The sequence below is a fragment of the Kaistella sp. genome (assembly GCF_041824135.1).
Lineage (GTDB): Bacteria > Bacteroidota > Bacteroidia > Flavobacteriales > Weeksellaceae > Kaistella.
This window is the reverse complement of sequence record NZ_JBGZYM010000066.1, coordinates 15,340-40,357: the sequence shown is the minus strand read 5'-3', so window position 1 is coordinate 40,357 and position 25,018 is coordinate 15,340. Positions and strand designations below refer to the sequence as shown.

Sequence of the window (25,018 nt, the reverse complement as noted above, 5' to 3'; positions counted from 1 at the left end):
TTAGTCCCTTTTTATTTTTTAAATAATATCAACTTACTGTTGTTTTGTCATCCTTGGTCTGCTAAAAATTGATAATAAAACTCCGGCGAAAAGACCGATTGTTTTAATTACTTCTAATTGTGAATCTGGACGCATAAATGCACCAATTATACAAAGTGCCGCAGCAGCATACATTGGGTAAATAAAATTCTTATTAGTCAAAGTGGGTGCCTGTACAAAGAAACTTGCTCCAATTAAAATATAGAATAATCGTTGATACAGAAATTCGTTGATCTCTGGTGACAGAAGATTAAAAAACCCAATCAGAATGCAGACTAATGCACCGATCGATAGAATCCCCTGAATTGTTGTTGTATTTGCTTTCATTAATAACTTTCGTTTTCATTAGGGAAATCCCCGGTTTTTACATCTTTTACAAAACTGGAAACAGCTCCAGTGATCTCAGTATATAAATCTAAATATCTTCTTAAAAATTTCGGAGAAAATCCTTGGTTCATTCCGACCATATCGTGGTAAACAAGAACTTGTCCGTCGCAACCTGCACCAGCTCCAATTCCGATAGTAGGAATAGAAATGCTTTCAGAAACTCTTTTTGCCAAATCAGCTGGAATTTTTTCTAAAACCAAAGCAAAGCATCCTAATTCTTCGAGCAACTTGGCATCGCTCATTAATTTTTCAGCTTCCGAATCTTCTTTTGCTCTCACTTTATAAGTTCCGAACTGGTAGATCGATTGTGGCGTTAAACCCAAATGTCCCATTACTGGAATTCCGGCATTGATAATTTTGGTGATTGATTTTTCGATTTCTTTTCCACCTTCAATTTTTATGGAGTGCGCTCCACCTTCTTTCATCATTCTAACGGCAGATTCCAAAGCTTTTTCAGAATTACTTTGATAAGAACCAAAAGGCAAGTCGGCAACGATCAAAGCACGATCTACACCGCGAACCACACATTGCGTGTGATAAATCATTTGATCCAAAGTAATTGGAAGCGTTGTTTCATGTCCGGCCATAACGTTGGCAGCAGAATCTCCGATTAAGATCGCGTCAATTCCACCGGCGTCCACCATTTTCGCAGTTGTAAAATCGTATGCCGTAAGCATAGTGATCTTCTCTTTGTCGAATTTCATTTTTCGCAAAGTCTCGGTGGTAATTTTTTTTATTTCTGAATGTACAGACATAATTTAATGGGATGATGGGTTGATGTGATTATGGGTTGATGAAATAATGGTTTATTAATGCCGAAGGAATTTTTAAATTTTTAAAAGAACTCGATTACGATTAAAAGTAGTTCTTAAACTTAAATTAACTCATCTGCAAAATCGACACATCGTTAGATCACCACGTGACCTAGTCTAATTAGTTTCTCGTGGTTAAGGATTTTGATATTTCGTCCTTCTACTTCGATCAATTTATCCTGTTTGAATTCAGAAATTAAACGGATGGCACTTTCAGTTGCCGTTCCGATGATGTTGGCGATCTCTTCTCTTGTTAAAGAAATTTTAATAAATCCTTCAGGATCTGTTCCTAATTTCTGTTCTAATAAAAGTAAGATCTCGGCCAGTCTCTCACGAACGGTCTTTTGTGCTAAGAACGTTACGGTATTGGAAGATTCACCTAATTCGAAGGCGATCTTCTGTAACATTACGAAAGAGAACTTTGGAGCCACTTCTAACATTTGTAAAAACAAATCGGATGGTAAGAAAGTCGCTTCCACTTCAGTCATGGCTTCTGCCTTTGCCTGAAAATCTTCACCACAAAGCAAAGAACGGTAACCGATTAAATCTCCTTCTTTAATAAAACGAAGAATTTGATCTTTTCCGTAAACGCCTTGTTTCGATAATTTTGCCGTTCCTTTATTCAAGAAAAAGACTCCGTTTGGAACTTCGCCATCTTCGAAAATAATTCCGCCTTTGTTAAATTTTAAAATTTGTTTTGCAGAAATATATTTTTCGTAATCTTCTGAAGAAAGCATTTCTTTAAAAGACTCATCATTAAATAGTTTCTGTAAATTCTCTTCGATTAGGGTTTGTTTCTCTAACGACATAATTGCATGACATTTATCAGCAAAAATAGGATATTTAAAACCCTAACACAAATATATTTGTCATAATTTTGTGCGTTCAACTTTTAATAAATTGTCAGAAAACTGTTTTCACTGTGGGCAAACCATAGACAAAGAGCGCATTAACTTCGATGAGAAATCCTTTTGTTGTAATGGATGTAAATCGGTGTATGAAATTCTGAACATGAATGATTTGGGAAACTTCTATGAGCTGAACAAGAGTTCTGGGATCAGACCTAATGACGACAACGCCTCGCAGTTTGATTATTTAGATACACCCGAAGTCTTCACCAAAGTTACTGACTTCTCTGAGGGCAACACTACTTTAGTTACTTTTAAAGTCCCTGTAATCCACTGTTCATCATGTATTTGGTTGCTTGAAAGCTTACAGACTTTAAATAAGAACATTAATTATTCGCAGGTCAATTTTACTCGCAAAAACGTTCAGATCTCTTTTAATCACAATGAATTAAAACTCAGTGAACTCGCTAAATTCCTTATGAATTTAGGCTATAAGCCAGTGATCAATTTAGAAACTGCAGAGAAAAAAGAGGAACTGTACGACAAGACTTTAATTGTAAAACTGGCAATTGCCGGATTTGCTTTCGGTAATGGAATGTTCTTCTCTTATCCAGAATACGCAGAACAGGTTATGGGAACCACCGACTACTGGATGGATACCTATAAAAACATGTTCCGATTTATCATGTTTCTTTTAGCGACACCCGTTGTTTTTTATTCCGCCTCTGATTATTTTAAATCGGCTTGGTTTGGTTTAAAAAACAAAATCGTCAACATTGATGTTCCTATTGTTTTAGGAGTTTTGATGCTTTATGGCCGAAGTATTTACGAAGTCTTAACCGATTACGGCCCGGGATATTTTGATACTTTATGTGGCCTTTTGTTTTTCATGTTGATGGGAAAACTCTTTCAGAAAAGAACATATAACGCTTTATCTTACGACCGGGATTATAAATCATTCTATCCTATTGCCGTTACGAAAGTTGATTTCGAGGGAAAACAGCAAAACATCCTTTTAAATGAATTAAATATTGGCGACCGAATCATGGTTCGTAATCAGGAAATTATTCCGGTTGATGCGATCTTAATTCAAGGTGAAGGAAATATTGACAATAGTTTTATTACAGGTGAAAGTGCTTCAATCCCAAAAAAGCCGGGCGATAAAATATTTGCCGGCGGAAAGCAAGTCGGTTCTATTCTGGAACTGGAAGTGATTAAAAACGTTAATCAAAGTTACCTAACGCAGCTTTGGAATAAAGAAGCCTTCAAGAAATACGAAACTGGATTGGATACGATGACCAATGAAATCAGTAAATATTTTACTTTTGTCATTTTGGGAATTACTTTGATTGCAGGAATTTATTGGGGACAACATGATTTCGAAAAGATGTTTCAGGTGGTTGCAGCGATATTGATTGTGGCTTGTCCGTGCGCTTTGGCACTTTCTGCTCCTTTTACTCTAGGACATATTATGCGGATCATGGGCCGAAATAAATTCTACGTAAAAGACACGTTGACCATTGAGAAATTAGCAAAAATCGACACCCTTGTTTTCGATAAAACCGGAACGATTACGCATAACAAAAAAGCAAACATTATTTTTGAAGGTGATGAGATCCCTGAGTTTGATTTACAGAATCTGAAAAGTTTGCTGAAAAATTCTAACCATCCTTTATCAAAAAGCTTATACCACTTCTTAGAAATTGAAGAGGAATATTTCCCAATCGAACACTTCGTAGAAACTCCTGGAAAAGGATATGTTGGTACTGTTAGAGGAAAGGTCTATAAAATTGGTTCGGCTACTTTTATCGGACAGACTTCAAAAAACTTAGAAACGGCAGTTTATATTTCCAGAGACGGTGAGTTTTTAGGGAAATATATTTTCACCAACGAATATAGAAATAACATGTCTGACATGTTTTCAGAATTAAACGATTATCACATTAATATCTTAAGTGGTGACAACTCTTCGGAAGAAAGTTCACTAAAATCTTTGGTTCCGAATGTGGAGAAAATGAAATTTAATCAAAGTCCAGAAGACAAATTGAATTTCATCAAAATTCTGCAGGATGATGATAAGAAAAAAGTAGCAATGCTGGGTGATGGATTAAATGATGCAGGAGCTTTAAAACAAAGTAATGTCGGAATTGCAGTCGCAGATGACACGCATTCTTTCACGCCGTCGTCAGATGTCATTATGGCTGGAGATCGAATAAATGAGCTTAAAAAATATTTTGATCTGTCAAAAGACGCGGTGAAAATTGTGAAATTCACGTTTGCAATCAGTTTATTTTATAATGTAATTGGGGTCTCGGTGGCTGTTACAGGGCACTTATCTCCGTTGGTAGCCGCTATTTTAATGCCGATAAGTTCAATAAGTGTAGTGATTTTCACCTCGCTTGCGACTTGGATAAGGTCGGCTAAATATTTTAAAATCAATCAATAAAGGGGTTGCGGTCAGTTATTTAGAAATAATTTAAATTAACGATATTTAACATTAAATGACTAATATCATAATTTTTAAGTAAATTTGAACCGGTTAAAAACTAAATTTGCAAACGTTATGGATATATTATATTTAATGATTCTTTGCAGCGTCTCTTTAGCTGTAATTTTCTTGATCATTTTTATAATAAGTGCAAGAAATGGTCAGTTTGAGGACGATGAATCCCCCGCAGTTCGTATACTGCTGGAGTCAGAAATTATAAAAGAAGATTCACCCGCTTCGAAGGAAGTAGAATCGAAGGACAATTTAGATAAAGTAAAAAGTGATTAGTATATATGGAAACACAGAAGTTTAGTTATGACAATAACATTGTCCGCGCCTTCCTTTATGCAACAATAGTATTCGGTATTGTTGGATTTTTATTAGGACTTACGGCAGCTTTAATGTTATTCTACCCAGAACTTCCAGAATATTTTTTTGGAACGGACGATGCAACTATTGTTAGTTTGCAAAGTGGGAATCTACAAGGTCTGATCAACAGCCACGGTGCTCTTGGTTTTGGTCGTATTAGAATGCTGCATACCAGTGCGGTAATTTTTGCATTCGTTTGTAATGGTTTCTTCGCAGGAGCTTATTACTCATTGCAGAGACTATTGAAAACAAGAATGTATAGCGATACACTTTCTTGGATTCACTTCTGGGGATGGCAATTAATGATTGTAGCGGTAGTTATTACTTTCTTAATGGGGATCAACACCTCAAAAGAATATGCAGAACACGAATGGCCAATTGATATCCTGATTACGGTTATCTGGGTGATTTTCGGGATCAACATGTTCGGAACGATCATTAAAAGAAGAGTTCGTCACCTTTATGTTGCCATTTGGTTTTACCTTGGAACATGGGTTGCGATCGCAATGCTTCACATCTTCAATAACTTAGAAGTTCCTTTATCATTTACAGGATGGAAATCTTACTCAGCTTACGCAGGAGTTAAAGATGCCTTGGTACAATGGTGGTATGGTCACAATGCGGTAGCATTCGTATTGACAACGCCGGTTTTAGGATTGATGTATTACTTCTTACCTAAAGCAGCAGACCGACCTATTTTCTCCTACAAATTATCAATTATTCACTTCTGGTCATTGATCTTCGTTTACATCTGGGCTGGTCCTCACCACTTGCAGTACACTGCGATTCCAGGTTGGGCACAGGCATTAGCAACCGGATTCTCAATTATGTTGATCGCACCATCTTGGGGAGGAATGTTGAACGGTTTATTAACGCTTCGTGGAGCTTGGGATAAGGTTAGAGAAAACCCGATCCTTAAATTTTTCGTGGTAGCGATTACCTGCTATGGTATGGCCACTTTCGAGGGACCAATCTTAGCAACAAAAACTTTAAATAAAATTGGACACTACACAGACTGGGTTATTGGTCACGTTCACGTAGGAGCATTGGGATGGAATGGATTTATGACTTTCGGTATGATCTATTACCTACTTCCAATCATGTGGAGAACCAAACTATGGTCTGTGAAATTAGCAAACTGGCACTTCTGGCTGGGAACTTTAGGAATTATTTTCTACGCCGTTCCTTTATATATCGCTGGATTTACTCAAGGTCTAATGTGGAAACAATTTAATCCAGACGGAACTTTACTATACAAAAACTGGTTAGATACCGTAACAGCAATTATTCCTTATTACGAAATGAGATTCGTAGGTGGATTGCTTTATATTTCAGGTGCTATCTTGATGTGTGTAAACGCTGTTGCAACAGTTAGAAGCGGATCTTTCCAAAAGAACGTTCCTGCAGAAGCTCCAGCATTAGCGAAAATTTCAAATCAAAGAAAAGAAGGAGAAGGACTTCACCTTTGGATCGAGCGTATGCCAACCCTTCTTACTGTTCTATCTTTTGTGGCAGTAGCAATCGGTGGGTTTGTAGAAATCGTACCTACGTTATTAATTAAAGAAAATGTACCAACTATTTCAGCAGTGAAACCATATTCACCATTAGAATTAGAAGGTAGAGATCTATACATTCGCGAAGGCTGTAACTCTTGTCACACTCAAATGATTCGACCGTTCCGTGATGAAGTAGTTCGATTTAATGGTAAAAATGGTCAATACTCAAAAGCAGGAGAATTTGTGTACGACAGACCTTTCCTTTGGGGATCAAAAAGAACAGGACCAGATTTGCACAGACAAGGTGGTAGAAACCCAAGTTCTTGGCATTACAAACACATGTTGAATCCAAGAGTAACTTCTGCCGGTTCAATTATGCCACGTTACCCATGGTTAATCGCCAGAGATTTAGACAGAAGCCAAATGGTAGCTAAAGTTGAGTTGATGAAAAACACCTTTGATGTTCCTTATACGCAAGCACAGGTTGACTCTGCAGACGTATGGGCAGATAACCAAGCAGCAGCAATTGTGAAAGATATATTCTCAGAAGCAGCAGATATTAAGAAAGCATATGCAGATAAAAAAGCAGCCGACGGTGAAAATTTTGTTCCATTAGAGAAAAAGGAGATTATTGCTTTGATCGCTTATTTACAAAGACTTGGAACGGATATCAAAACAACTGAAATTCAAACTGCAAGTACAAACTAATTCATTTAAAAAGGAGCGAAAATGATACCTCAAAGTGTAAAAGACATCTTATCAAACGGCGAAAATGTTGGTTTCTACTCAACATTATCCATGATATTATTTTTAATTTTCTTTTTAGGTATTGTGTTTTATGTTTTCTCAAGACCGAAAAAACATTATGACGACGAAGCAAATGCCCCTTTAGATGATGATATTGAAGATCCAAATCTTTAATTTAAAAAACTAAACTATTATGAAACAAAGAAGTCCCGTATATGTAAGCATTGCTTCCATCCTGACGATTTTATTGGTCGTGTATTATATGTTTGTACAAGAATCGACTTTTCTATCTTCACCTTATTTTTGGGGTACGGTAGTTATAAGCATCATTCTTGCAATGATTCATCATGCAATTGGTGATTTAATTGAAAATGATCAATTCAAAAAATTGACAGATGCTGAGAAAGCACAATATCTTGAAGACAAAAAAATACCTTACTTTAAAGCTTTATATGCAAGTGCCTTCAAAAAGCAATCTGCTACAGAAGAAAAAGACATCCTTATCGATCATGGTTTCGATGGTATTATGGAGTTAGATAATCAATTGCCGAAATGGTGGTTGGGACTTTTCTACTTCGGTGTTGTTTACTGTGTTGTTTATATGATTTCTTATTTTACGACAGATTTTGCACATCAATATGTAGAATACGATGCTGAATACAAAGCACAGACAGCAAGCATCGCAGAATATGTTAAAAACACGCCTCCGCCAACAATAGATGACGCAGTTTACTCTCCGGATAATATTGCAGCGGGTGAAGAAGTATTTAAAACAAACTGTGTATCATGTCACAACGCTGGCGGTGCTGGTGGAATTGGACCAAACTTAACGGATAATGCTTGGATTAATCAACCGGAAAAAACATTATTTAAAAATGTATTCAACATGGTTGAAAATGGAAGTCCAAACAATCCAGCGATGCAGGCGTTTGGTAAAAATGGAGTACTTACAGGATTTGATATCCAAGATGTTTCAGCTTATATTTACCACATCAATCAGGAACAGCCTCCGATCACGGTAGCGAATGGTGGTGCAGCTCCGCAAGGAACTCCAGCAACCTGGGAAAAATAAGAACTAAAAAAACAACTTTACTATGAAACATAATTCGTTATCTTTAATCAAATAAAGGTAACGGATTATGTTTTTTTTAATTTAGATAGGAAATGGCAGAAGATAATAATTTCAGAGGTGGACAAGGACAAGTAATCGAAGCAGAGACTTTTAGAGATTCTGTAGGAACGATGGAACAGTCTGGAAAAAGGAGGTGGGTTTTCCCAAAAAAACCATCTGGTAAGTTCACCAATTACCGAACCTTAGTAGCTGTTTTTCTACTCGCTCTATTTTTTGGAATTCCCTTTATTAAAATTAATGGAAATCCCTTTCTACTCATCAATATTCTTGACCGCCAATTTTTTATTCTGGGTCAACCGTTTTTTCCACAGGATTTCTTTATTCTTGCCTTAGGTGCGATTACTTCGATCATTTTTATCATTCTGTTTACCGTTGTTTTTGGTAGAATTTTTTGTGGCTGGATCTGTCCTCAAACTATTTTCCTTGAAATGATCTTTAGAAAAGTAGATTACCTTATTGAAGGCGACCGTAACAAACAAATGAAACTAGACAGACAAGAGTGGAATGCAGAGAAAATCTGGAAGCGATCTTTGAAATATTTTCTATTCCTCGTTATTTCTTTAATTATCACTCACTGGATGTACATGTACATAGTGGGTTACAAAGAAGTATTCAACATTATGCAGCAAGGACCATTTGAAAATTTCTCAAGTTTCATGGTCATGATCATATTTACAGCAGCGTTCTATTTTACCTTTGCCTGGTTCAGAGAGCAGGTTTGTACTTTGGTTTGTCCTTATGGTAGATTACAGGGCGTTTTGATCGATAAACAAACTATCAATGTTTACTACGATTTTAAAAGAGGTGAAAACCGTTCAAAATGGAGAAAAGGTGAAGACCGAGCCGTAGAAGGAAAAGGAGATTGCATCGATTGTAATCAATGTGTAGTCGTCTGCCCAACCGGAATCGACATCAGAGACGGTCAACAGTTAGAATGTGTAAACTGTACCGCTTGTATTGACGCTTGTGATGAAGTAATGGTAAAAGTTGGACTTCCAAAAGGACTGATCCGATACGCAACTGAAGACGAAATAGAAAAAGAAATACCGTTTAGATTCACCAACAGAATGAAAGCCTATACGGCTGTGTTAATCTTAATGATAGGATTTCTAGGATTTTTGTTAGGAAACAGAGGAGCTATGGAAGCGAAGTTCATCAAACCGGCAGGTTCTACTTTCTTTGTAAGAGACGGAAATATTACGAATATTTACAACTATACTTTCTTAAACAAATCAACGAAAGACCAGATGGTTACCATTAAAGTGATTGAGCCGGAACACGGTAAAATCAAGCTTAGTGGTGAGGAAAGCATTCTCCTGAAAAAAGACCAGATCACTAAAGGAACCGTCAATTTAAGTTTTCCTGAAAAAGAAATTAAACTCTCAAAACAAAAAGTAAAAATTGGCGTTTACGATACCAAAGGAGAACTGATGGATTCTTTTGAAACCAGTTTTGAGGGACCTTTTAAAATTCAATTTTAATTAAAATTATGTTCAAAAATTTTTCATGGGCCCACGGCGTAGTTCTCGCTTTAGGTCTTTTTATAGCATTTATATTATTTATGGTTTTCGGATTTACCTATGGCCAGCAAACATCTGAACTGGTGTCGAATGATTACTATGGTGACGAATTGGTTTATCAGGAAGTAATAGATGCTAAAAACAACGCTGCGAAACTGTCTGAAATTCCAAAATATGCGGAACTGGCAACAGGAATGAAAATAACATTCCCAGCGACAATTGCACCCGAAAATAAAAATGTGAAATTTGAACTTTTTCGTACAGACGATGCTAACCTCGATGTGAAAAAAGAAATCAAGCTAGATGCTAATAACGAAATTCTTGTTCCGAAAGAAGTAATATCAAAAGGCCCCTACACCCTAAAAATAAAATGGTCTCACGCTGAAATACCGTATCAAGTAGATTACGACGTTTTATGGAAATAGCCCTTATCATCTCAGCCCTAGGATTAGGATTTGCCTCTGGCTTCCACTGCATAGGAATGTGCGGACCTATTGCTTTATCGTTAGGACTTACCAAAAAACAGGCGACCAATTATTACCTCCAAAATCTGACCTACCAATTTGGAAGAATTGTGACCTACTCTATTTTAGGAGCGATTTTAGGAATCGTTGGTCAAGGTTTTCAGATGGCAGGTTTTCAACAATATCTAACAATCGGAGTTGGTATTCTTTTAATTGTAATGGCTGTATTTTCGTTTGGCGGTAAAGATTTCGCTTCGAAAGTTCCGTTTCTTACATCATCATTATTAAAGGTTAAATTAAAGTTATCAAAGTTGCTTCAAAAGGCAGATTACAGATCTAGATTTGCGACTGGACTATTGAATGGACTGCTACCGTGCGGAATGGTTTATATGGCTTTAACTGCAAGCTTAGCTTCAGGTGGAATCTGGCAAAGTGCTTTATTCATGGGACTGTTCGGTTTAGGAACACTTCCATTTATGTTCATGGTCGTGTTGTTAGGAAATTTAATGACTACAGCTTTCCGTATCAAAATCCTCAAATTTGTCCCAGTAATGATGATTATTTTAGGTGGACTTTTCATTCTTCGCGGCATGGAAATAGGAATCCCTTATCTTTCTCCCAAGAGTGCAGCCATGAAGGTGATTCACAACAACTCGTCCGACCATCTTGAAGGCAACCACGAAAGCTGTCATTAGTACTTTTCTCCCCTAAATTTTAGTAAGAATTCTTTGGTCTCTATTTTGAATATCAATCTCTTCTACCAATAAAATTTAAAAATGATTAAGAAATTAGGACTTTGGGTTTCAGGCATTGGACTCATCTTAGTACAATCTTGCTCCGTAAATACAGAAACTACTTATTATAAAGATTCAGCCTCCAGCATGGAATCCAACATATTAATGGATAAAAGTATGCTTGGAATGATGAATATGATGGGCGATAAAAAAGACGTTCTTGAAAATTCAAAAGAATTTGGGAAATTGACGACTGACTGGCAAAGTTTGTACGATATTCAAAAAGACGGATTGATTACTGTAAATAAAGATTCAGTGAAAGTTCTTCACAAAATGTTTATGAAAATCAATAAAGATAAAGGCGAAATCTACGGACTTTCTTTAAAATATGATAAATTATTACCGACAGAGATTGGCGCTTTACTGAATCAAAGTAAAGAACTTAAAAACATTCCTCTACAAAATGTCGGCAAATGGGACGGTAAGACTTTAACCATCAATACGGATCAATTAAATTCCGCTTCTTTCCTTTCTAAAGTTGAAGGAACTGCAGATCAAAAGGCAATCAAAAACCCAACGACTAAAAGTGATTCTATTGAAGTCTACGGAAAAAAAATGGCCGAAGGACTTATGGGAATGATGAAAATGTTTCCTATTACTTTCTCTAATACCATTAAATTTCAAAAGCCCATAAAATCAATCGCTGGCAAACACGATAACGTCAAACAGATCGATAAAAGAACCATTCAAATTAATCTCAGAAGCAATGATGTACTTGACGAAAAGAATGTCTTAAAGGATAAAGACAAACAAATAATCATCACCACAGAATAATAAAAAACCACCGAAATTTCGGTGGTTTTGCTTTTTACAAGAGATTTGTAAATGTTAGTTGATTAAATCGAATTTTGCATATTCTGCAACCTTCGCCGGAAGTTTAATTCCATCTGCGTTTTGATTATTTTCTAACAACGCCGCCATAATTCGTGGCAACGCCATGGCAGAACCATTCAAAGTATGAACGAGTTGTGTTTTACCATCTGCTTTGTATCTGCATTTCAAACGATTCGCCTGAAAAGTCTCAAAATTCGATACCGAAGAAACCTCTAACCATTTTTCCTGAGCAGCACTCCAAACTTCAAAATCATAAGTCATTGCAGCTGCAAAACCAGTATCACCTCCACACAATCTTAAAATTCTGAAAGGCAATTCTAAATCAACCAAAATTGATTTCACATGCTCGACCATTCCTTCTAAAGCGGCATAAGAATTCTCCGGTTTCTCAATACGCACAATTTCTACTTTTTCAAACTGATGCAGTCTGTTCAAACCTCGAACGTGAGCACCATAACTACCAGCTTCTCTCCTATAACATTGGGAGAAGGCCGTATTTCTAACTGGTAAATCTTTTTCATCGATAATTACATCACGGTATAAATTGGTCACCGGCACTTCCGCTGTCGGAATAAGGTATAAATTATCTTCATTGATATAGTACATTTGACCTTCTTTGTCTGGCAATTGCCCAGTTCCGTAACCAGAAGCCTCATTCACTACGTGTGGCGGATTAACTTCCATATAACCGGCGTCAACATTCTTATCTAAAAAATATTGAACCAACGCTCGTTGAAGTCTAGCACCTTTACCTAAATAAACAGGAAATCCGGCACCAGCGATTTTAACACCCAATTCAAAATCGATAATATTATATTTTTTGGCTAATTCCCAATGGGGAATCGCACCTTCTCCTAAACCTTCTACATCATGAGATTGATAGATAATTTCGTTATCGTCCGCACCATTTCCGGCAACTACTTTTTCGTAAGGAATATTCGGAATTAAATACAAAATCTCTAAAAGTCTGGCTTCTGCAGCTTTCAATTTTTGTTGAAGATCCTGCGAATTTTCTTTGAATTCAGCCGTTTTAGATTTTGCTTTTTCAGCTTCTTCCTTTTTGCCTTCTTTCATTAAAAGACCTATTTCTTTGGAGATCTTATTCATACCCGCCAAATTCTCATCGAGATCAAACTGTAATTTTTTGCGACCATCGTCTACAGAAATCGCCTCCTCGATCAAATCGGTCTGTTTGAAATTTCTCTTATTTAAACCTTCTAAAACGCGATCTTTATTCTCGCGCAAAAACTGAACTTGTAACATATCTAATTGATGTATATTTCTGTAAATCTCTTCCTAAAACAGAAGAATGAAGTGCAAATTTAGTGATTATTTGACGATTTTCACTGTGTTTGGTTGGCCTTCAACTTTCGTAAACTGAAGCACGCCATTATACCATAATTTCGAAACCTGAAAAAGTTCTGGTGTAGATAAATACTGAATGGTAATGGTATCATTGGTGACTCTATTTGAATCATTGACTTTCTTAGTTAAAAATAGGGCAACTTTCGATTCGTAGGTTTTAGAATTTCCGCTGGAATCAATTCCTATTCTTTTTGCACCTGCAAGATATTCGATATAACTAATCGTATCCTCATCTTTTTTAATGGTAAATGATACAGGAGCATTATCTGTCAGTCCGTACACATCATTCATTCTGGAATTGGTGTAAGATCCAGACACTTTAGAATTGAGCATATCCTGACCCAAAGAATCAATATAAAGATTAATCACCTGATCAATCCTCTGCACCGAATCCTCGTCGCTTCTGCAAGAGAGAAAAGCAAAAAATATGATTATTGTTAAAAAAAATACATTTTTCATTGATGCAAAGATAATTTATTTTAAATCTTTCCAATAAAGATAGAATGAAAACAACAGCAAAAATCCGCCAATAAACATACTTAATGTTAAACTAAACGCCATTCCTTCAATCCCAAATTTTTTGACAAATACAAAGGAGAATAAAACCAACATCATTAATGTAAGGATGGAAATCGCCGTATTCATTTTCATCATTCCGACGGCAGATAGTAAATTGCCGTAAAGATTCCTGAATAACATATTTAAAGAGAAACCAGCTAAAAAAATTAAGAAAAGCATTTGGTTCTTTGCATACATTTTATCAAAAAACAAATTAAAAATTTTTTCTTTAAACACAAAACCGAAAAAGAAAATAAGAAAGCAAATGGGAATGAAAATTTTATAATAATTAGAAATATAATTTTTCAAAAATACTTTATTCTTGCTATTTTTTGCGAGAAGTGGATAGTCACTTTGCATGAAAGTAGAAGCTAAAAAAGTAATATTAATTGGAATTAAAAGACCAACTTTATAATTTGCTACTGCCGTTTCATTCATTAAAAAGCTTAACAGCAATACGTCTGCCGATAACAGCGCATCAGAAAGAAGGGCAGTTCCTGCTGCATGCAGACCGAAACTCCACATTTCTTTCTTTGTAAAATTAATGGAACCAAATACCTGTGCAAAATCACTTTTTCTATACCATATTAAACAAAAGAAAGGCGAGATAGCAATGGATACTAGATATCCGACAAAGCCGAAAAAATAAGATAAAACAATTAACAACAAAACACCACTAATATTAACAACATTGCTAACTAGAGCAAAATCTTTATTATTATCAAAAACTCTAAGTTCTGCTTGAATATGATTTAGAAAATAAAACCCAATTAATCGGACGCTAAAAAGCATAAAAATTATAAGAATGTGTTCGTACTTATTAACATAGAATAAACTGATAAAGATGAAAATCAAACTGATTATAATCTGATGAACGAATCCTCTTTTTAAAAGATAATTAGTTAGAGTCTTTTTATCGCAAATATGCTGATCCAGTGACCCATATCGTAACAAAATTTGATTACTCCCGAAACCATTAAAAGAAACAAAAATAAAAAATACCGATGCAACAATACTGATGATTCCGAATTCACTTTTTGGCAAATTATTGATTATAAAAAGAGAGCCGACAAAGCCGCAAATTTTAGCAATAAGCAATGATCCAAAAATATGATGTCCATTATTCTTTAAAAAATCGCTAATAAAAATATATAAACCTCTCACTTAATATAAATAATTCCTCAAAGATTTTTTTTATTTCTCGAAGGGTGTTTAATAAAATAGTTTGCACTAAGTTATAACGATTAAAATTACGTCTTTTTTAACAATTAGGTTTTTCTCAACTTAAAACTTTTCGATAAACTCCGTCGAACCTTCTTGAAATTACCTTCATTGAAAACCTATTTTCAACAAATTCATGCAGATTTTTCTTGTCATCAAAATTCACTTTATTATCTAGAAACCTTTTCATCGCTTGATACAGTTCTTCTTCTGAATTAGAAATTAATAGTCCGTTGGTATCATTGATGATTTCAGGAATTCCTCCAACCGAAGTCGCAATCGCGGGTGTTCCAGTCGAGAGCGATTCAAGTAATACACAAGGGAAATTTTCATAATCACTAAAGAGAATAAAACAATTGCTGCTTCTCATTTTTGCAGCAACTTCAGATAAAGTCAAGATAGGAAAAGTCTTGATAAAGCTTTCTGCATTATTAGTTTTGATTAATTCATTCAATTTTTCAACATCGCCGTCACCACCAATATGAAGTTCAAAATTGCTAAAGTCTTGACGCAATTTAACTGCAGCCATAATGATTTTTTCAGGATTTTTTAGTGCAATTAAATTTGATATATGCAGAAACTTAAATGGCTCTTCCACATTTGATTTCACTGCAAACAAATCGGTATCAACCACATTGCCAATCACCTTAAATTTCGTTTTCCAATCTAATTCCTTTACATCATTTGAAAGATAATGACTTACGGGCAATACAAACGCTGCATTATTCGCAATATTTTTGGCAATCAATAGTTGAGATTTTGAAAGTCGACTTCTATTCAGTTTTAAAAAGCCAGACCAGTGTTCCGTAATCACAAACGGAATTCTGCACTTCTTCTTTAAATAAACTGCAAACAACATCGAATTATGAAGTACGTTTGCATGAACCAAATCAGGCTTTTGCAATCTTGAAAATCCTTGTTGGTAAGATTTCATCCGACGAATAAAATTCAGAATAGGATTTTTAGAGTTTCTATAATAGACAATCAATGTTCTAATGTCATTAATTATTCTGTCATCGAAAAGATAGGTTTCCTTTTGACTTGAATCACCAATTGCATGTAGAATCTCTACGTCATGAAGTCTTGAGACTGCTTCTGCATGCCGCTGAACAAAATTCCCGTTGGTTGGCTCCAGCTTATTGGGAAACCACGATGAAATAAAAAGAATTTTGTAGCGCATGGATCAACTTAAGAAACAAAAATACGGTTTTAAATAAGAGCAACAAAAAACCCTTTCAGTAATAACTCAAAGGGTTTAAATATTTTTAAATACTTTTTCAGTCGATATAGATTCCCGCCCAGCTTCTTCTTAAAGGCAAAAGAAAATCGCTTAGAAATGCAACGTAGGTGTTTTTCGAGAAATCGTACACTTCAATATCTTTAGAGATCTCACCATTTCTCAATCCACTTCTAAAATCCTGAAGTTTTAAAGTTTTTACTTCACCATTTTCAACAAAAGTAGCTTTCATTCTATCAAATAAACCTAACTGGTATTCCTGGTCAATTTCTTTCATAACACCTCCTAAAGCATCAATGGAACAGCCAGAAGCTGCCTCCACATCTTCATCAACACAAACCACGATGAACTGATTTTTTTCAATTTTAAAATGAGAAGAAAGTGGCTTACCATGTGCTGCCCAAGTTGCCAAAAAATCAAATAATTTCTCGGTGATCACTTTGCTTTCTTTGGGTGTAAAAGATCTTGAAGCAGGGTAAATAATGACCTTATAATCATTAGTTTCTACGATGGTTGATTCTTCTATTTTCATATTTTTTGAATTTTTTGAAGGCTGAATTATTCGGTCTAAAGTTTTTATTTAAACGAGAAAAATAGGACTACGCCTCTTATACTTACGACCACAGTCTTACTTCCTTATAAATCGTCAGCTTCAGCTAACAGTTCTGCAATATCTTTTACGGAAACTTCTTCTTTGTTGAAATGCTTTACACCATCGGTGATCATGGTATTACAGAAAGGACAACCCGTTGCGATGATGTTCGGACTCTCACTCAAAGCTTCTTCCGTTCTTTCGATATTGATGTCTTTATCTCCTGGTTCTGGCTCTTTGAACATTTGCGCTCCACCTGCACCACAACATAATCCGTTGGACTTGCAACGTTTCATTTCTACCAGTTCTGCATCTAATTTTTGCAGAAGTTGTCTTGGAGCTTCATATTCGCCATTTCCGCGTCCGAGATAACAAGGATCATGGAAGATAATTTTTTTACCTTTAAAAGTTCCACCTTCAATTTTGAGGCGACCTTCTTCCATTAATTTTTTAAGAAACTGGGTGTGATGAAGAACTTCATAATTTCCACCTAATCCTGGATATTCATTTTTAATGATATTAAAACAATGTGGACAAGCAGTTACAATTTTCTTAACGCCATATCCGTTCATGATCTCAATATTGGTATGCGCCATCATCTGAAACACAAATTCATTTCCAGCGCGTTTTGCAGGATCACCATTACAAGATTCCTCTTGACCCAAAACGGCAAATTCCACTCCTACTTTATGTAAAATTTTACAAAGTGCCTTGGTAATTTTTTTTGCTCTATCGTCGAAACTTCCGGCGCATCCTACAAAGAAGAGTACTTCGGGCATTTTTCCTTCGGCAGCATATTCTGCCATTGTTTTTATCGTGAAATCCATTCTTTAATTTATCAAAATATTAATGTGCCAATTCTGAATATTGACCCATTATTAAATTAGTATTTTATTCCTTAGTCTTTTGCCCAGTTCAAGCGATCTGCCTGGTTGTACTGCCAAGGCGCGGCATTATTTTCAATATTGGTCATCATTTGATTCAACTCCTGTGGTGCAGCAGACTGCTCCATCACTAAGAATCTACGCATTTCAACAATGATCGAAAGTGGGTCAATCAAAATCGGACAAGCTTCTACACAAGCGTTACAAGTAGTACAGGCCCAAAGCTCTTCTCTTAGAATATGATCGTCTAATAACTTTTTACCGTCATCTACGAACTTTCCATTTTTATTGATGTTCTTTCCAACTTCCTCCATTCTGTCACGCGTATCCATCATGATTTTCCGTGGAGACAATTTTTTACCGGTAATATTTGCTGGACAAACCGCAGTACAACGACCACATTCCGTACAGGAATAAGCGTTGAGTAATTGAACTTGACTCAAGTCAAAGATATCACTCGCACCAAATTTATCTGGAACAGCATTAGGATCAGCTTCTGGCTGTGCTGCGTAGGGATCAGCGTTCGGATCCATCATCAATTTAATTTCAGCCGTAACAGAAGCTAAATTGTTGAATTTTCCTTTTGGTTCTAAATTAGCGTACCACGTATTCGGGAAAGCCAGAATAATATGAAGATGTTTTGAATAATAAAGATAATTCATGAAGAATAAAATCCCAATAAAGTGAAACCACCACGCTCCTCTTTCTGTAATTTCTAAAGCTGAATCTCCAAAATTTTGGAAAATCGGCCCTAATAAATTTGCCGAAACTGGAAAACTACCATGAGCTAAAAGAAGATCTCTTTGCTGTAAAACCCAATCTGCACCATTCATGGTAAAGAATGCCAACATTAAAGCAAACTCAATAATCAAAATCCAGTTCGCATCGTTCTTTGGCCACCCAAAAAGCTCCTTCATTTGAAAACGTTTGATGCCGTAGAAATTTCTTCTGATAAAGAAAACCACCACTGCAATCACAACGAGTAAAGCTAAAATTTCTAAGGTCGCAGTGAATGCACCGTATAATCCATTACCGAAAATACTGGCTAAAAATCGGTGGGTTCCGAAGATTCCATCAACGATAATTTCAAGAAGTTCAATATTAATAATGACAAATCCAACGTAAACAATCACATGAAAAAATCCAGCAACTGGTCTTTTTCCCATTTTACTTTGGCCGAGTGCAACTTTCGCCATGGTTTCCCAGCGTTTCGGCTTTTGATCAGAACGATCGCTTTCTTTACCTAGCTGAATGTTTCGGTAGATTTCCTTCAAACTTTTAAAGAAGAGTCCAAACCCTAAAACAAGGGCGATAAAGAAAATAATATTGTCAATATACTGCATATTGAATGGTTTTAGTCTTTGTTATTCTTACCGAAAACTGAGAAATTCAGATATTTTTTCGGATTTGCTTTTAAATCTTCTACCAATTTATTCATATTATTGGCAGTTTCATTTAGATTATTGTAAAGTTGCTCATCTTTGGTGAGTTTACCAAGACTTCCTTCCCCGTTTTGTATGCCAGAGATAACACCGTTCAATTTATCGGCAGTAAGACTTAACTTATCAATGGTATTATTTAATTTTTGAACATCAACCTCATCTGCAACACGACCATATTTATCAATGGCTGACTTCGCACTTAACGTCGCAAGATTAGCATTGTCAAGAACTTTCTGCACTCGTGGATCATTGTTTGCCAGTAGCGCATTGGTTTGCCTGGATGTTCCCTCAAATGACGCAACAGTTCTATTTAGATTATTCAGTAGCGCAGCGATCTCTGCACGGTTTTGATCGTCAAATAACTTGTTGGCATTGTTGGTTAAGGAGTCTACTCTTTTCAAAACAACCTGTAGCTGATCTTTCACGGGACCAACTTGCGAAGAAATATTATTCAACATCGAAAGCTGGAATTCTCCCGAAAGTGTATCGCCGTCTTTAGCCATAGGATTACCATAAGCCAAATTGATTCGCATCTCTTTACCAGACATTAATCCCGGTTCAAAGATCTCTATTTTGGATTGCTTGGAAAACTGAAAATTATCGTCAACAATAATTTTTACAACAAAATGTATTTTGCCATCTTTTTCAGTTACGGGCATGATATTATCAACTTGCCCAACTCTTAAACCATTGATTGAAACTGGATTTGAAGCTGCTAAACCTTCAACATTATCAAATTTTGCGTAAAAGATATTATCCGTTGTGAAAAGGCTTTTACCCTTCATAAACTGGAATAAAAATACGAATCCGATAATTGCTAAAAGTGCGATTAGTCCTGCTTTTATTTCTTTTGTGAATTTCACTTTTCTTAAATTTTTAGTGGACAAATATAATACATTTTAAATAAACTGATTGTAAAACGTATTGAATAGGGCACAAAAAAAAGCGACTTTTAAAAGTCGCTTTATCAATTATTTTATTTAAAAATTTACTGTTGTGAAACTTGATTGTAAATTTCTATTCTGTAATCTTTAATTTTCGCATTGTCCTGTAAGCTTTTCAATAACGCCTGACCAAACTGTTGAGAGTTTTGTCCTGCGATCGCTTCAGTCATTTGTTTAAGGTCTCCCGGTTGTTTGTTAGTTGTTTCTGATTTTTTCAGAACTACATAAACTCCAGTCATTCCTTCAACAGGATTAGACAATTTATTTTTAGCAACTCCAAATGCAGCTCCAGCAACTCTCGGCTCCATTGCACCGTTAACTTGTGGATTCAACATATTCACTTGTGCAGACTGTTTTGTCACACTGAATAGTTTTGCGATCTGATCTAAACTGGTCGCTTTTGCAGCAGTAATTTTATCGGTAATCTGCTTAGCCATCAATTTATTTTTCACGATCGGTTCTATTTGACCTCTTACTGCTTCTGGATCTGCAGCTCCTGCATCCTGTACACCATTAACAAAAGCAACAATTCTGTCACCCGTTCCGTCTACAGTGAAAATATCCGTATCTCCTTTGTTTCTTTTCTTATTAAAAGCCCACGCAATAACGTCTTCATCTTTGTCAGTTCCTAGACCAGGAATTTGACCCTGGAATCTACCAACCTCAGTTGGATTAGAGAAATTATAGTTGCTTTTTTTAGCAAGATTTGCAAATTCGTTGAAGCTCTTTCCTTGAACTTGCTGAATAAACTTAGTCGCTTTTGTATAAACTTCATTTTCTGTTTTATCAGATGCTTTAATTGCTTTCACAAGGTTCGCAACCTTGTAAGTCATTGCTCCTGATTTCTTATCTTCAATATTGATGATATGGTAACCGTATTGAGTTTCTACAACCTGAGTTGCTCCTTTACCATTATTCGCTAAGAAACTTAAGTATTCTGGTACAAATGGTGTTGCAGGGGTTGTCCAACCTACGCTCCCACCTTGTGAGGCAGAACCTGGATCTGATGAATATTTTAAGAATTCTGTGAATTTACTTGGATCAGCTTTTACAACAGCGCCAATTGAATCTGCTAATTTCTTAGCTTCATCTTTAGTTCTTGTCGCATCTCCACCTGCTTGATTCCCTTTGTAAGAAACTAAGATATGACGTGATAATGTAGAGTCAGATGGTTTTTTATCTAATACTTTAGAAACAACATAAAAGTTTTGTTCTTTGTAAGGTCCAAAAGTAGTTCCCACACTTGCTGTCGCAACTTTATCTTTAATTGCCATCGGCAACTGATCTTGAGAAAAATACGTTGGGTTAAATGGTAAGTCAGAATTCAAAGCAATAAACATAGAATCGTTTGTTGTATTTTGAAAACTTTCTTTTCCACTCATATCACTTCCTTGAGTGAATAATTTATTAATCTCTGCCTGAGAAGCAGTATCATCTTCTGTACTTGGAGCCGCTGGGAAATAAACAATTCCTAAATTTCTGCTTGCATCTCTCTTAAACATGATTGGATGTTTCTTGATATAGTCAGCCAAATCATTGGTAGTTACTTTAACTGGATTTTTTTGCTCATACGCTGCGTAATCAATTTTTACAAAATCAATATCTGCGAGCTGATCTCTTTCTTTCATGATTTCTTCAGCTTCTTTCTTGCTCACCGTAATTCCAGTGGTTACGTTTGCAAAAAGCTGTCTTGCCATCATTCTGTACTCGATAGATTTTCTTGTTTTCAACCAGTTGTTGTATTGTTCAACATTGGTTCCTTTCATTTGTTCAACCTGACCTTTCAATTCCTGTACTTTGAAATTGCCTTTCTCGTCGAATAATTCTTTATTCTGTGCAAACATAGGATCAAACTGCAGTTGATTCCAGAACATGTCTTCTGTTAAAGTCAACCCCATTTTTTCAAACTGTTGCTTGATGAGTTTAGACTGTACCAACATTTGCCAAGTCTGCTCTTCTAACCCTTTTGTAGGTTGTCCTTGCTGCTGAGCCTGTTGTTGAAGCATGAAAAGTTGATCATCGAAATCTTCTTTCGTAATCTCATCTCCATTTACTTTACCGTAAACACCTGGTTCTGCGCCAAATAGTTTTTCAAGACTATCGGGATTCACTACGAAAGCCAACATTGCTACTGCAATAATCCCCATCAAAAGCCAAGGTCTGTTTCTTATTTGTCCTAAAATTGCCATCTTTTTTGTATAATTTTATCAGTTTGCGAAAATACACATTTTTAACAGATTAGAAAAAAAATTGTCTACTTATTTAAATCCATCCTGCTTACTACGGTAAATTTGTCTAAAATTTTGCTTGGCATAATGCTTGTGAAATTATACAGACCCTATTAATACCCGTACTTTTCAACGAGAAAACAGGTAAACCCATTTAATGATCTATAAAAAATGACAATTTGTCATTACCCTATATTATGACAGAATTTGAAGACATCAACTTTGATGAAATTTTAGACGACGATTTCAGTATTTTATCTGAAGAAATTAATCTTTCGAATATGGAAGATTCTGACGACAGTAATGAGCAGACCATTTTTCCGATCCTTCCAGTGCGGAATATGGTGATGTTTCCAAAAGTGATCATCCCGATTACTGCTGGGAGAGCGATGTCTATTAAGCTTTTAGAAGAAGCACAACGAAATAATGAATACATTGGAATCCTTACACAGAACAATTCCAGTATTGAAAATCCAACAACTGGTGACTTATTCCAGGTCGGAACTTTAGCGAAAATTATTAAAATAATTAAACTTCCGGAAGGAAACATAACCGCTATCACGAGAGGATTTCAAAGGTTTAAAGTAAAAGAATTTACAGGAACAAAACCCTACTTCAAAGCGAAAATCACCAAATTAAAAGATTCTTCGACCAAGAAAAAAGAAGAATACGAAGCGCTGCTGGAGAATATAAAAGATCTGGCGTTGAAAATAATTGACATTGACCCCAATATTCCAAGTGCCGCAAATTTCGCCGTTAAAAACATTTCCGATAATGAAGATCTGCTTAATTTCATTTGTTCGAACGCGAGCTTTATGCCGAACGAAAAGCAGAAACTTTTAGAAGAAAAAAATTTGATGATTCGGGCTGAAAAATGCTACACTTTGATGCATGACGAGTTTCGTAAGTTAGAGCTGAGAAGTCAGATTCATAACAAAACATCGAAAGATCTTGACAAGCAGCAGCGTGAATATTTCCTGAATCAGCAAATTAGAACCATTCAGGATGAATTAGGTGGAGGTCCCGAATCTGATGTTGAAGAACTTTTCGAAAAAGCCAAAAAGGTCAAATGGAACGATGAAGTGGACGAACATTTCAAAAAAGAGATCAACCGTCTTCAGCGACAAAATCCAAATTCTCCGGATTATAATGTTCAGCGTAACTACCTTGATTTCTTTACGGATCTGCCTTGGGACAAATATTCCAAAGATGTATTCGACATTATTAAAGCTGAAAAAGTTTTAGACAAAGCCCATTACGGCTTAGAAGATATTAAGAAAAGAATTTTAGAACACATGGCTGTTCTGAAATTGAAAAACAATATGAAATCTCCGATTCTTTGTTTGGTCGGTCCTCCGGGAGTTGGTAAAACTTCGCTTGGTAAATCCGTGGCTGATGCTTTGGGCAGGAAATATGTGCGTCTTTCTCTAGGCGGACTTCATGATGAATCGGAAATCCGTGGTCATAGAAAGACCTATATCGGTGCGATGGCGGGAAGAATTCTGCAATCCATTAAAAAAGCGGGAACCTCTAATCCAGTAATTGTTTTAGATGAAATTGATAAAATCGCAACCGGAATTCACGGTGATCCAAGTTCTGCATTATTAGAAGTTTTGGATCCTGAACAGAATAATTCCTTTTATGATAACTTCCTGGAAATGGGTTACGACTTATCGAAAGTGATGTTTATTGCAACGGCAAATTCACTTTCAACCGTTCAGAGACCGCTTCTCGACAGAATGGAAATCATCGAAATCGCTGGTTATACTTTAGAAGAAAAAGTAGAAATTGCCAAGAGACACCTCATTAAAAAGCAACAGGAAGAAAATGGTTTGGATGTCAAATCTTTCAAACTTGGCAATGCTGAGCTCAAACACATCATCGATGCGCATACTTCTGAAAGTGGCGTTCGTGGTTTAGAAAAGCAGATCGCGTCAGTTGCCCGATGGGTTGCCTTACAAACTGCGATGGAAAAAACCTACGATCCAAAAATTACAGTTGAAAAAGTAGATGAAATTTTAGGTGTTCCCAGACCAAAAAACCTGTCCGAAATCACCGGAGTTCCTGGAGTCGTTACCGGTCTAGCCTGGACTCAAGTTGGTGGTGACATTCTATTTATCGAAAGTATTTTGAGTGAAGGAAAAGGAAACTTGACCATGACTGGAAATCTTGGAAATGTAATGAAGGAATCAGCGACCATTGCTTTGGAATATATTAAAGCGAAACATGACGAATTGGGAATTTCCTCCGAAGACCTTCAAAAAAACAATATTCACGTTCACGTTCCGGAAGGAGCAACCCCTAAAGATGGTCCTTCTGCGGGAATCGCGATGCTGACTTCGATTGTGTCGAGTTTTAAAAATAAGAAAGTAAAATCCCATTTAGCAATGACTGGCGAAATTACTCTGAGAGGAAAGGTTCTACCAGTTGGTGGAATTAAAGAGAAACTTCTCGCTGCCGCCAGAGCTGGAATTAAAGAAATTATCCTCTGCGAAGCCAACCGAAAAGATGTCGAAGAAATTAAAAAAGATTACCTTAAAACTTTAAAAATCAATTATGTAAGCCGAATGAGCGAAGTAATTGATTTGGCGATAGAGTCTTAATTTTCTTGATTTTA

Annotated in this window: 22 protein-coding genes; 10 read left to right on the top strand and 12 right to left on the bottom strand. The window is 36.0% G+C overall.

What is annotated here, in order from left to right:
* Window positions 1-33 precede the first annotated feature (33 nt).
* From ACEYOS_RS07200 to ACEYOS_RS07190, 3 genes are all read right to left on the bottom strand, one after another.
* Window positions 34-366, bottom strand: coding sequence for a hypothetical protein (locus ACEYOS_RS07200; RefSeq protein ID WP_373708773.1), 333 nt, complete (start codon window positions 364-366; stop codon window positions 34-36).
* Window positions 366-1,181 (bottom strand): 3-methyl-2-oxobutanoate hydroxymethyltransferase, encoded by an 816-nt coding sequence (gene panB, locus ACEYOS_RS07195; protein ID WP_373708772.1) that lies wholly within the window; start codon window positions 1,179-1,181, stop codon window positions 366-368. The genes ACEYOS_RS07200 and panB overlap by 1 nt, the downstream gene beginning before the upstream one ends.
* Before the next feature lie 152 nt (window positions 1,182-1,333).
* The gene (locus ACEYOS_RS07190) at window positions 1,334-2,047 is read right to left on the bottom strand and encodes a Crp/Fnr family transcriptional regulator (protein ID WP_373708771.1); all 714 of its coding nucleotides are present in this window, start codon (window positions 2,045-2,047) and stop codon (window positions 1,334-1,336) included.
* Window positions 2,048-2,138: 91 nt separating this feature from the next.
* On the opposite strand from ACEYOS_RS07190, the gene ACEYOS_RS07185 reads away from it, so the two are divergent.
* From ACEYOS_RS07185 to ACEYOS_RS07145, 9 genes are all read left to right on the top strand, one after another.
* Window positions 2,139-4,532, top strand: coding sequence for a heavy metal translocating P-type ATPase (locus ACEYOS_RS07185; protein WP_373708720.1), 2,394 nt, complete (start codon window positions 2,139-2,141; stop codon window positions 4,530-4,532).
* A 117-nt stretch (window positions 4,533-4,649) separates the two neighbouring features.
* Window positions 4,650-4,862, top strand: a complete 213-nt coding sequence (gene ccoS, locus ACEYOS_RS07180; protein WP_373708719.1) for a cbb3-type cytochrome oxidase assembly protein CcoS — start codon at window positions 4,650-4,652, stop codon at window positions 4,860-4,862.
* Between the two features lie 5 nt (window positions 4,863-4,867).
* Window positions 4,868-7,147: a cytochrome-c oxidase, cbb3-type subunit I gene (gene ccoN, locus ACEYOS_RS07175; RefSeq protein WP_373739172.1), complete on the top strand. Its 2,280-nt coding sequence runs from the start codon at window positions 4,868-4,870 to the stop codon at window positions 7,145-7,147.
* Between the two features lie 21 nt (window positions 7,148-7,168).
* Window positions 7,169-7,360, top strand: a complete 192-nt coding sequence (locus ACEYOS_RS07170; protein ID WP_373709358.1) for a cbb3-type cytochrome oxidase subunit 3 — start codon at window positions 7,169-7,171, stop codon at window positions 7,358-7,360.
* A gap of 19 nt (window positions 7,361-7,379) precedes the next feature.
* Entirely contained in the window at window positions 7,380-8,258 is an 879-nt protein-coding gene (locus tag ACEYOS_RS07165) for a cbb3-type cytochrome c oxidase N-terminal domain-containing protein (RefSeq protein WP_373709357.1), read from the top strand.
* 92 nt (window positions 8,259-8,350) lie between these two features.
* On the top strand, window positions 8,351-9,799 hold the full coding sequence (gene ccoG, locus ACEYOS_RS07160; RefSeq protein ID WP_373709356.1) for a cytochrome c oxidase accessory protein CcoG: 1,449 nt from the start codon (window positions 8,351-8,353) through the stop codon (window positions 9,797-9,799).
* An 8-nt stretch (window positions 9,800-9,807) separates the two neighbouring features.
* On the top strand, window positions 9,808-10,263 hold the full coding sequence (locus ACEYOS_RS07155) for a FixH family protein (protein ID WP_373709355.1): 456 nt from the start codon (window positions 9,808-9,810) through the stop codon (window positions 10,261-10,263).
* Window positions 10,254-10,997, top strand: coding sequence for a sulfite exporter TauE/SafE family protein (locus ACEYOS_RS07150; RefSeq protein ID WP_373709354.1), 744 nt, complete (start codon window positions 10,254-10,256; stop codon window positions 10,995-10,997). The genes ACEYOS_RS07155 and ACEYOS_RS07150 overlap by 10 nt, the downstream gene beginning before the upstream one ends.
* Before the next feature lie 81 nt (window positions 10,998-11,078).
* On the top strand, window positions 11,079-11,870 hold the full coding sequence (locus ACEYOS_RS07145) for a hypothetical protein (protein ID WP_373709353.1): 792 nt from the start codon (window positions 11,079-11,081) through the stop codon (window positions 11,868-11,870).
* 54 nt (window positions 11,871-11,924) lie between these two features.
* Here the strand turns inward: ACEYOS_RS07145 and serS are convergent, their stop codons facing one another.
* The 9 genes from serS to ACEYOS_RS07100 form a co-directional block, all read right to left on the bottom strand.
* Window positions 11,925-13,193 (bottom strand): serine--tRNA ligase, encoded by a 1,269-nt coding sequence (gene serS / locus ACEYOS_RS07140; protein WP_373709352.1) that lies wholly within the window; start codon window positions 13,191-13,193, stop codon window positions 11,925-11,927.
* Window positions 13,194-13,259: 66 nt separating this feature from the next.
* Window positions 13,260-13,754 carry a hypothetical protein gene (locus ACEYOS_RS07135; RefSeq protein ID WP_373709351.1) on the bottom strand — a complete coding sequence of 165 codons (495 nt, stop codon included), beginning with the start codon at window positions 13,752-13,754 and terminating at the stop codon, window positions 13,260-13,262.
* A gap of 15 nt (window positions 13,755-13,769) precedes the next feature.
* Window positions 13,770-15,017, bottom strand: a complete 1,248-nt coding sequence (locus ACEYOS_RS07130; RefSeq protein ID WP_373709350.1) for an oligosaccharide flippase family protein — start codon at window positions 15,015-15,017, stop codon at window positions 13,770-13,772.
* Between the two features lie 115 nt (window positions 15,018-15,132).
* Window positions 15,133-16,254: a glycosyltransferase family 4 protein gene (locus ACEYOS_RS07125; RefSeq protein ID WP_373709349.1), complete on the bottom strand. Its 1,122-nt coding sequence runs from the start codon at window positions 16,252-16,254 to the stop codon at window positions 15,133-15,135.
* 97 nt (window positions 16,255-16,351) lie between these two features.
* A complete protein-coding gene (locus ACEYOS_RS07120) occupies window positions 16,352-16,843 on the bottom strand; it encodes a hypothetical protein (protein WP_373709348.1) in 492 nt (163 codons plus the stop codon).
* A gap of 104 nt (window positions 16,844-16,947) precedes the next feature.
* Entirely contained in the window at window positions 16,948-17,730 is a 783-nt protein-coding gene (locus ACEYOS_RS07115; RefSeq protein WP_373709347.1) for a (Fe-S)-binding protein, read from the bottom strand.
* 71 nt (window positions 17,731-17,801) lie between these two features.
* The gene (locus tag ACEYOS_RS07110; RefSeq protein WP_373709346.1) at window positions 17,802-19,130 is read right to left on the bottom strand and encodes a 4Fe-4S dicluster domain-containing protein; all 1,329 of its coding nucleotides are present in this window, start codon (window positions 19,128-19,130) and stop codon (window positions 17,802-17,804) included.
* 11 nt (window positions 19,131-19,141) lie between these two features.
* The gene (locus ACEYOS_RS07105) at window positions 19,142-20,092 is read right to left on the bottom strand and encodes an MlaD family protein (protein WP_373709345.1); all 951 of its coding nucleotides are present in this window, start codon (window positions 20,090-20,092) and stop codon (window positions 19,142-19,144) included.
* Between the two features lie 125 nt (window positions 20,093-20,217).
* Window positions 20,218-22,362: a peptidylprolyl isomerase gene (locus tag ACEYOS_RS07100; protein ID WP_373709344.1), complete on the bottom strand. Its 2,145-nt coding sequence runs from the start codon at window positions 22,360-22,362 to the stop codon at window positions 20,218-20,220.
* A gap of 236 nt (window positions 22,363-22,598) precedes the next feature.
* Here ACEYOS_RS07100 and lon point away from each other — a divergent pair, with 236 nt between their 5' ends.
* Window positions 22,599-25,004, top strand: coding sequence for an endopeptidase La (lon, locus tag ACEYOS_RS07095; RefSeq protein ID WP_373709360.1), 2,406 nt, complete (start codon window positions 22,599-22,601; stop codon window positions 25,002-25,004).
* The last annotated feature ends 14 nt before the right edge of the window (window positions 25,005-25,018 follow it).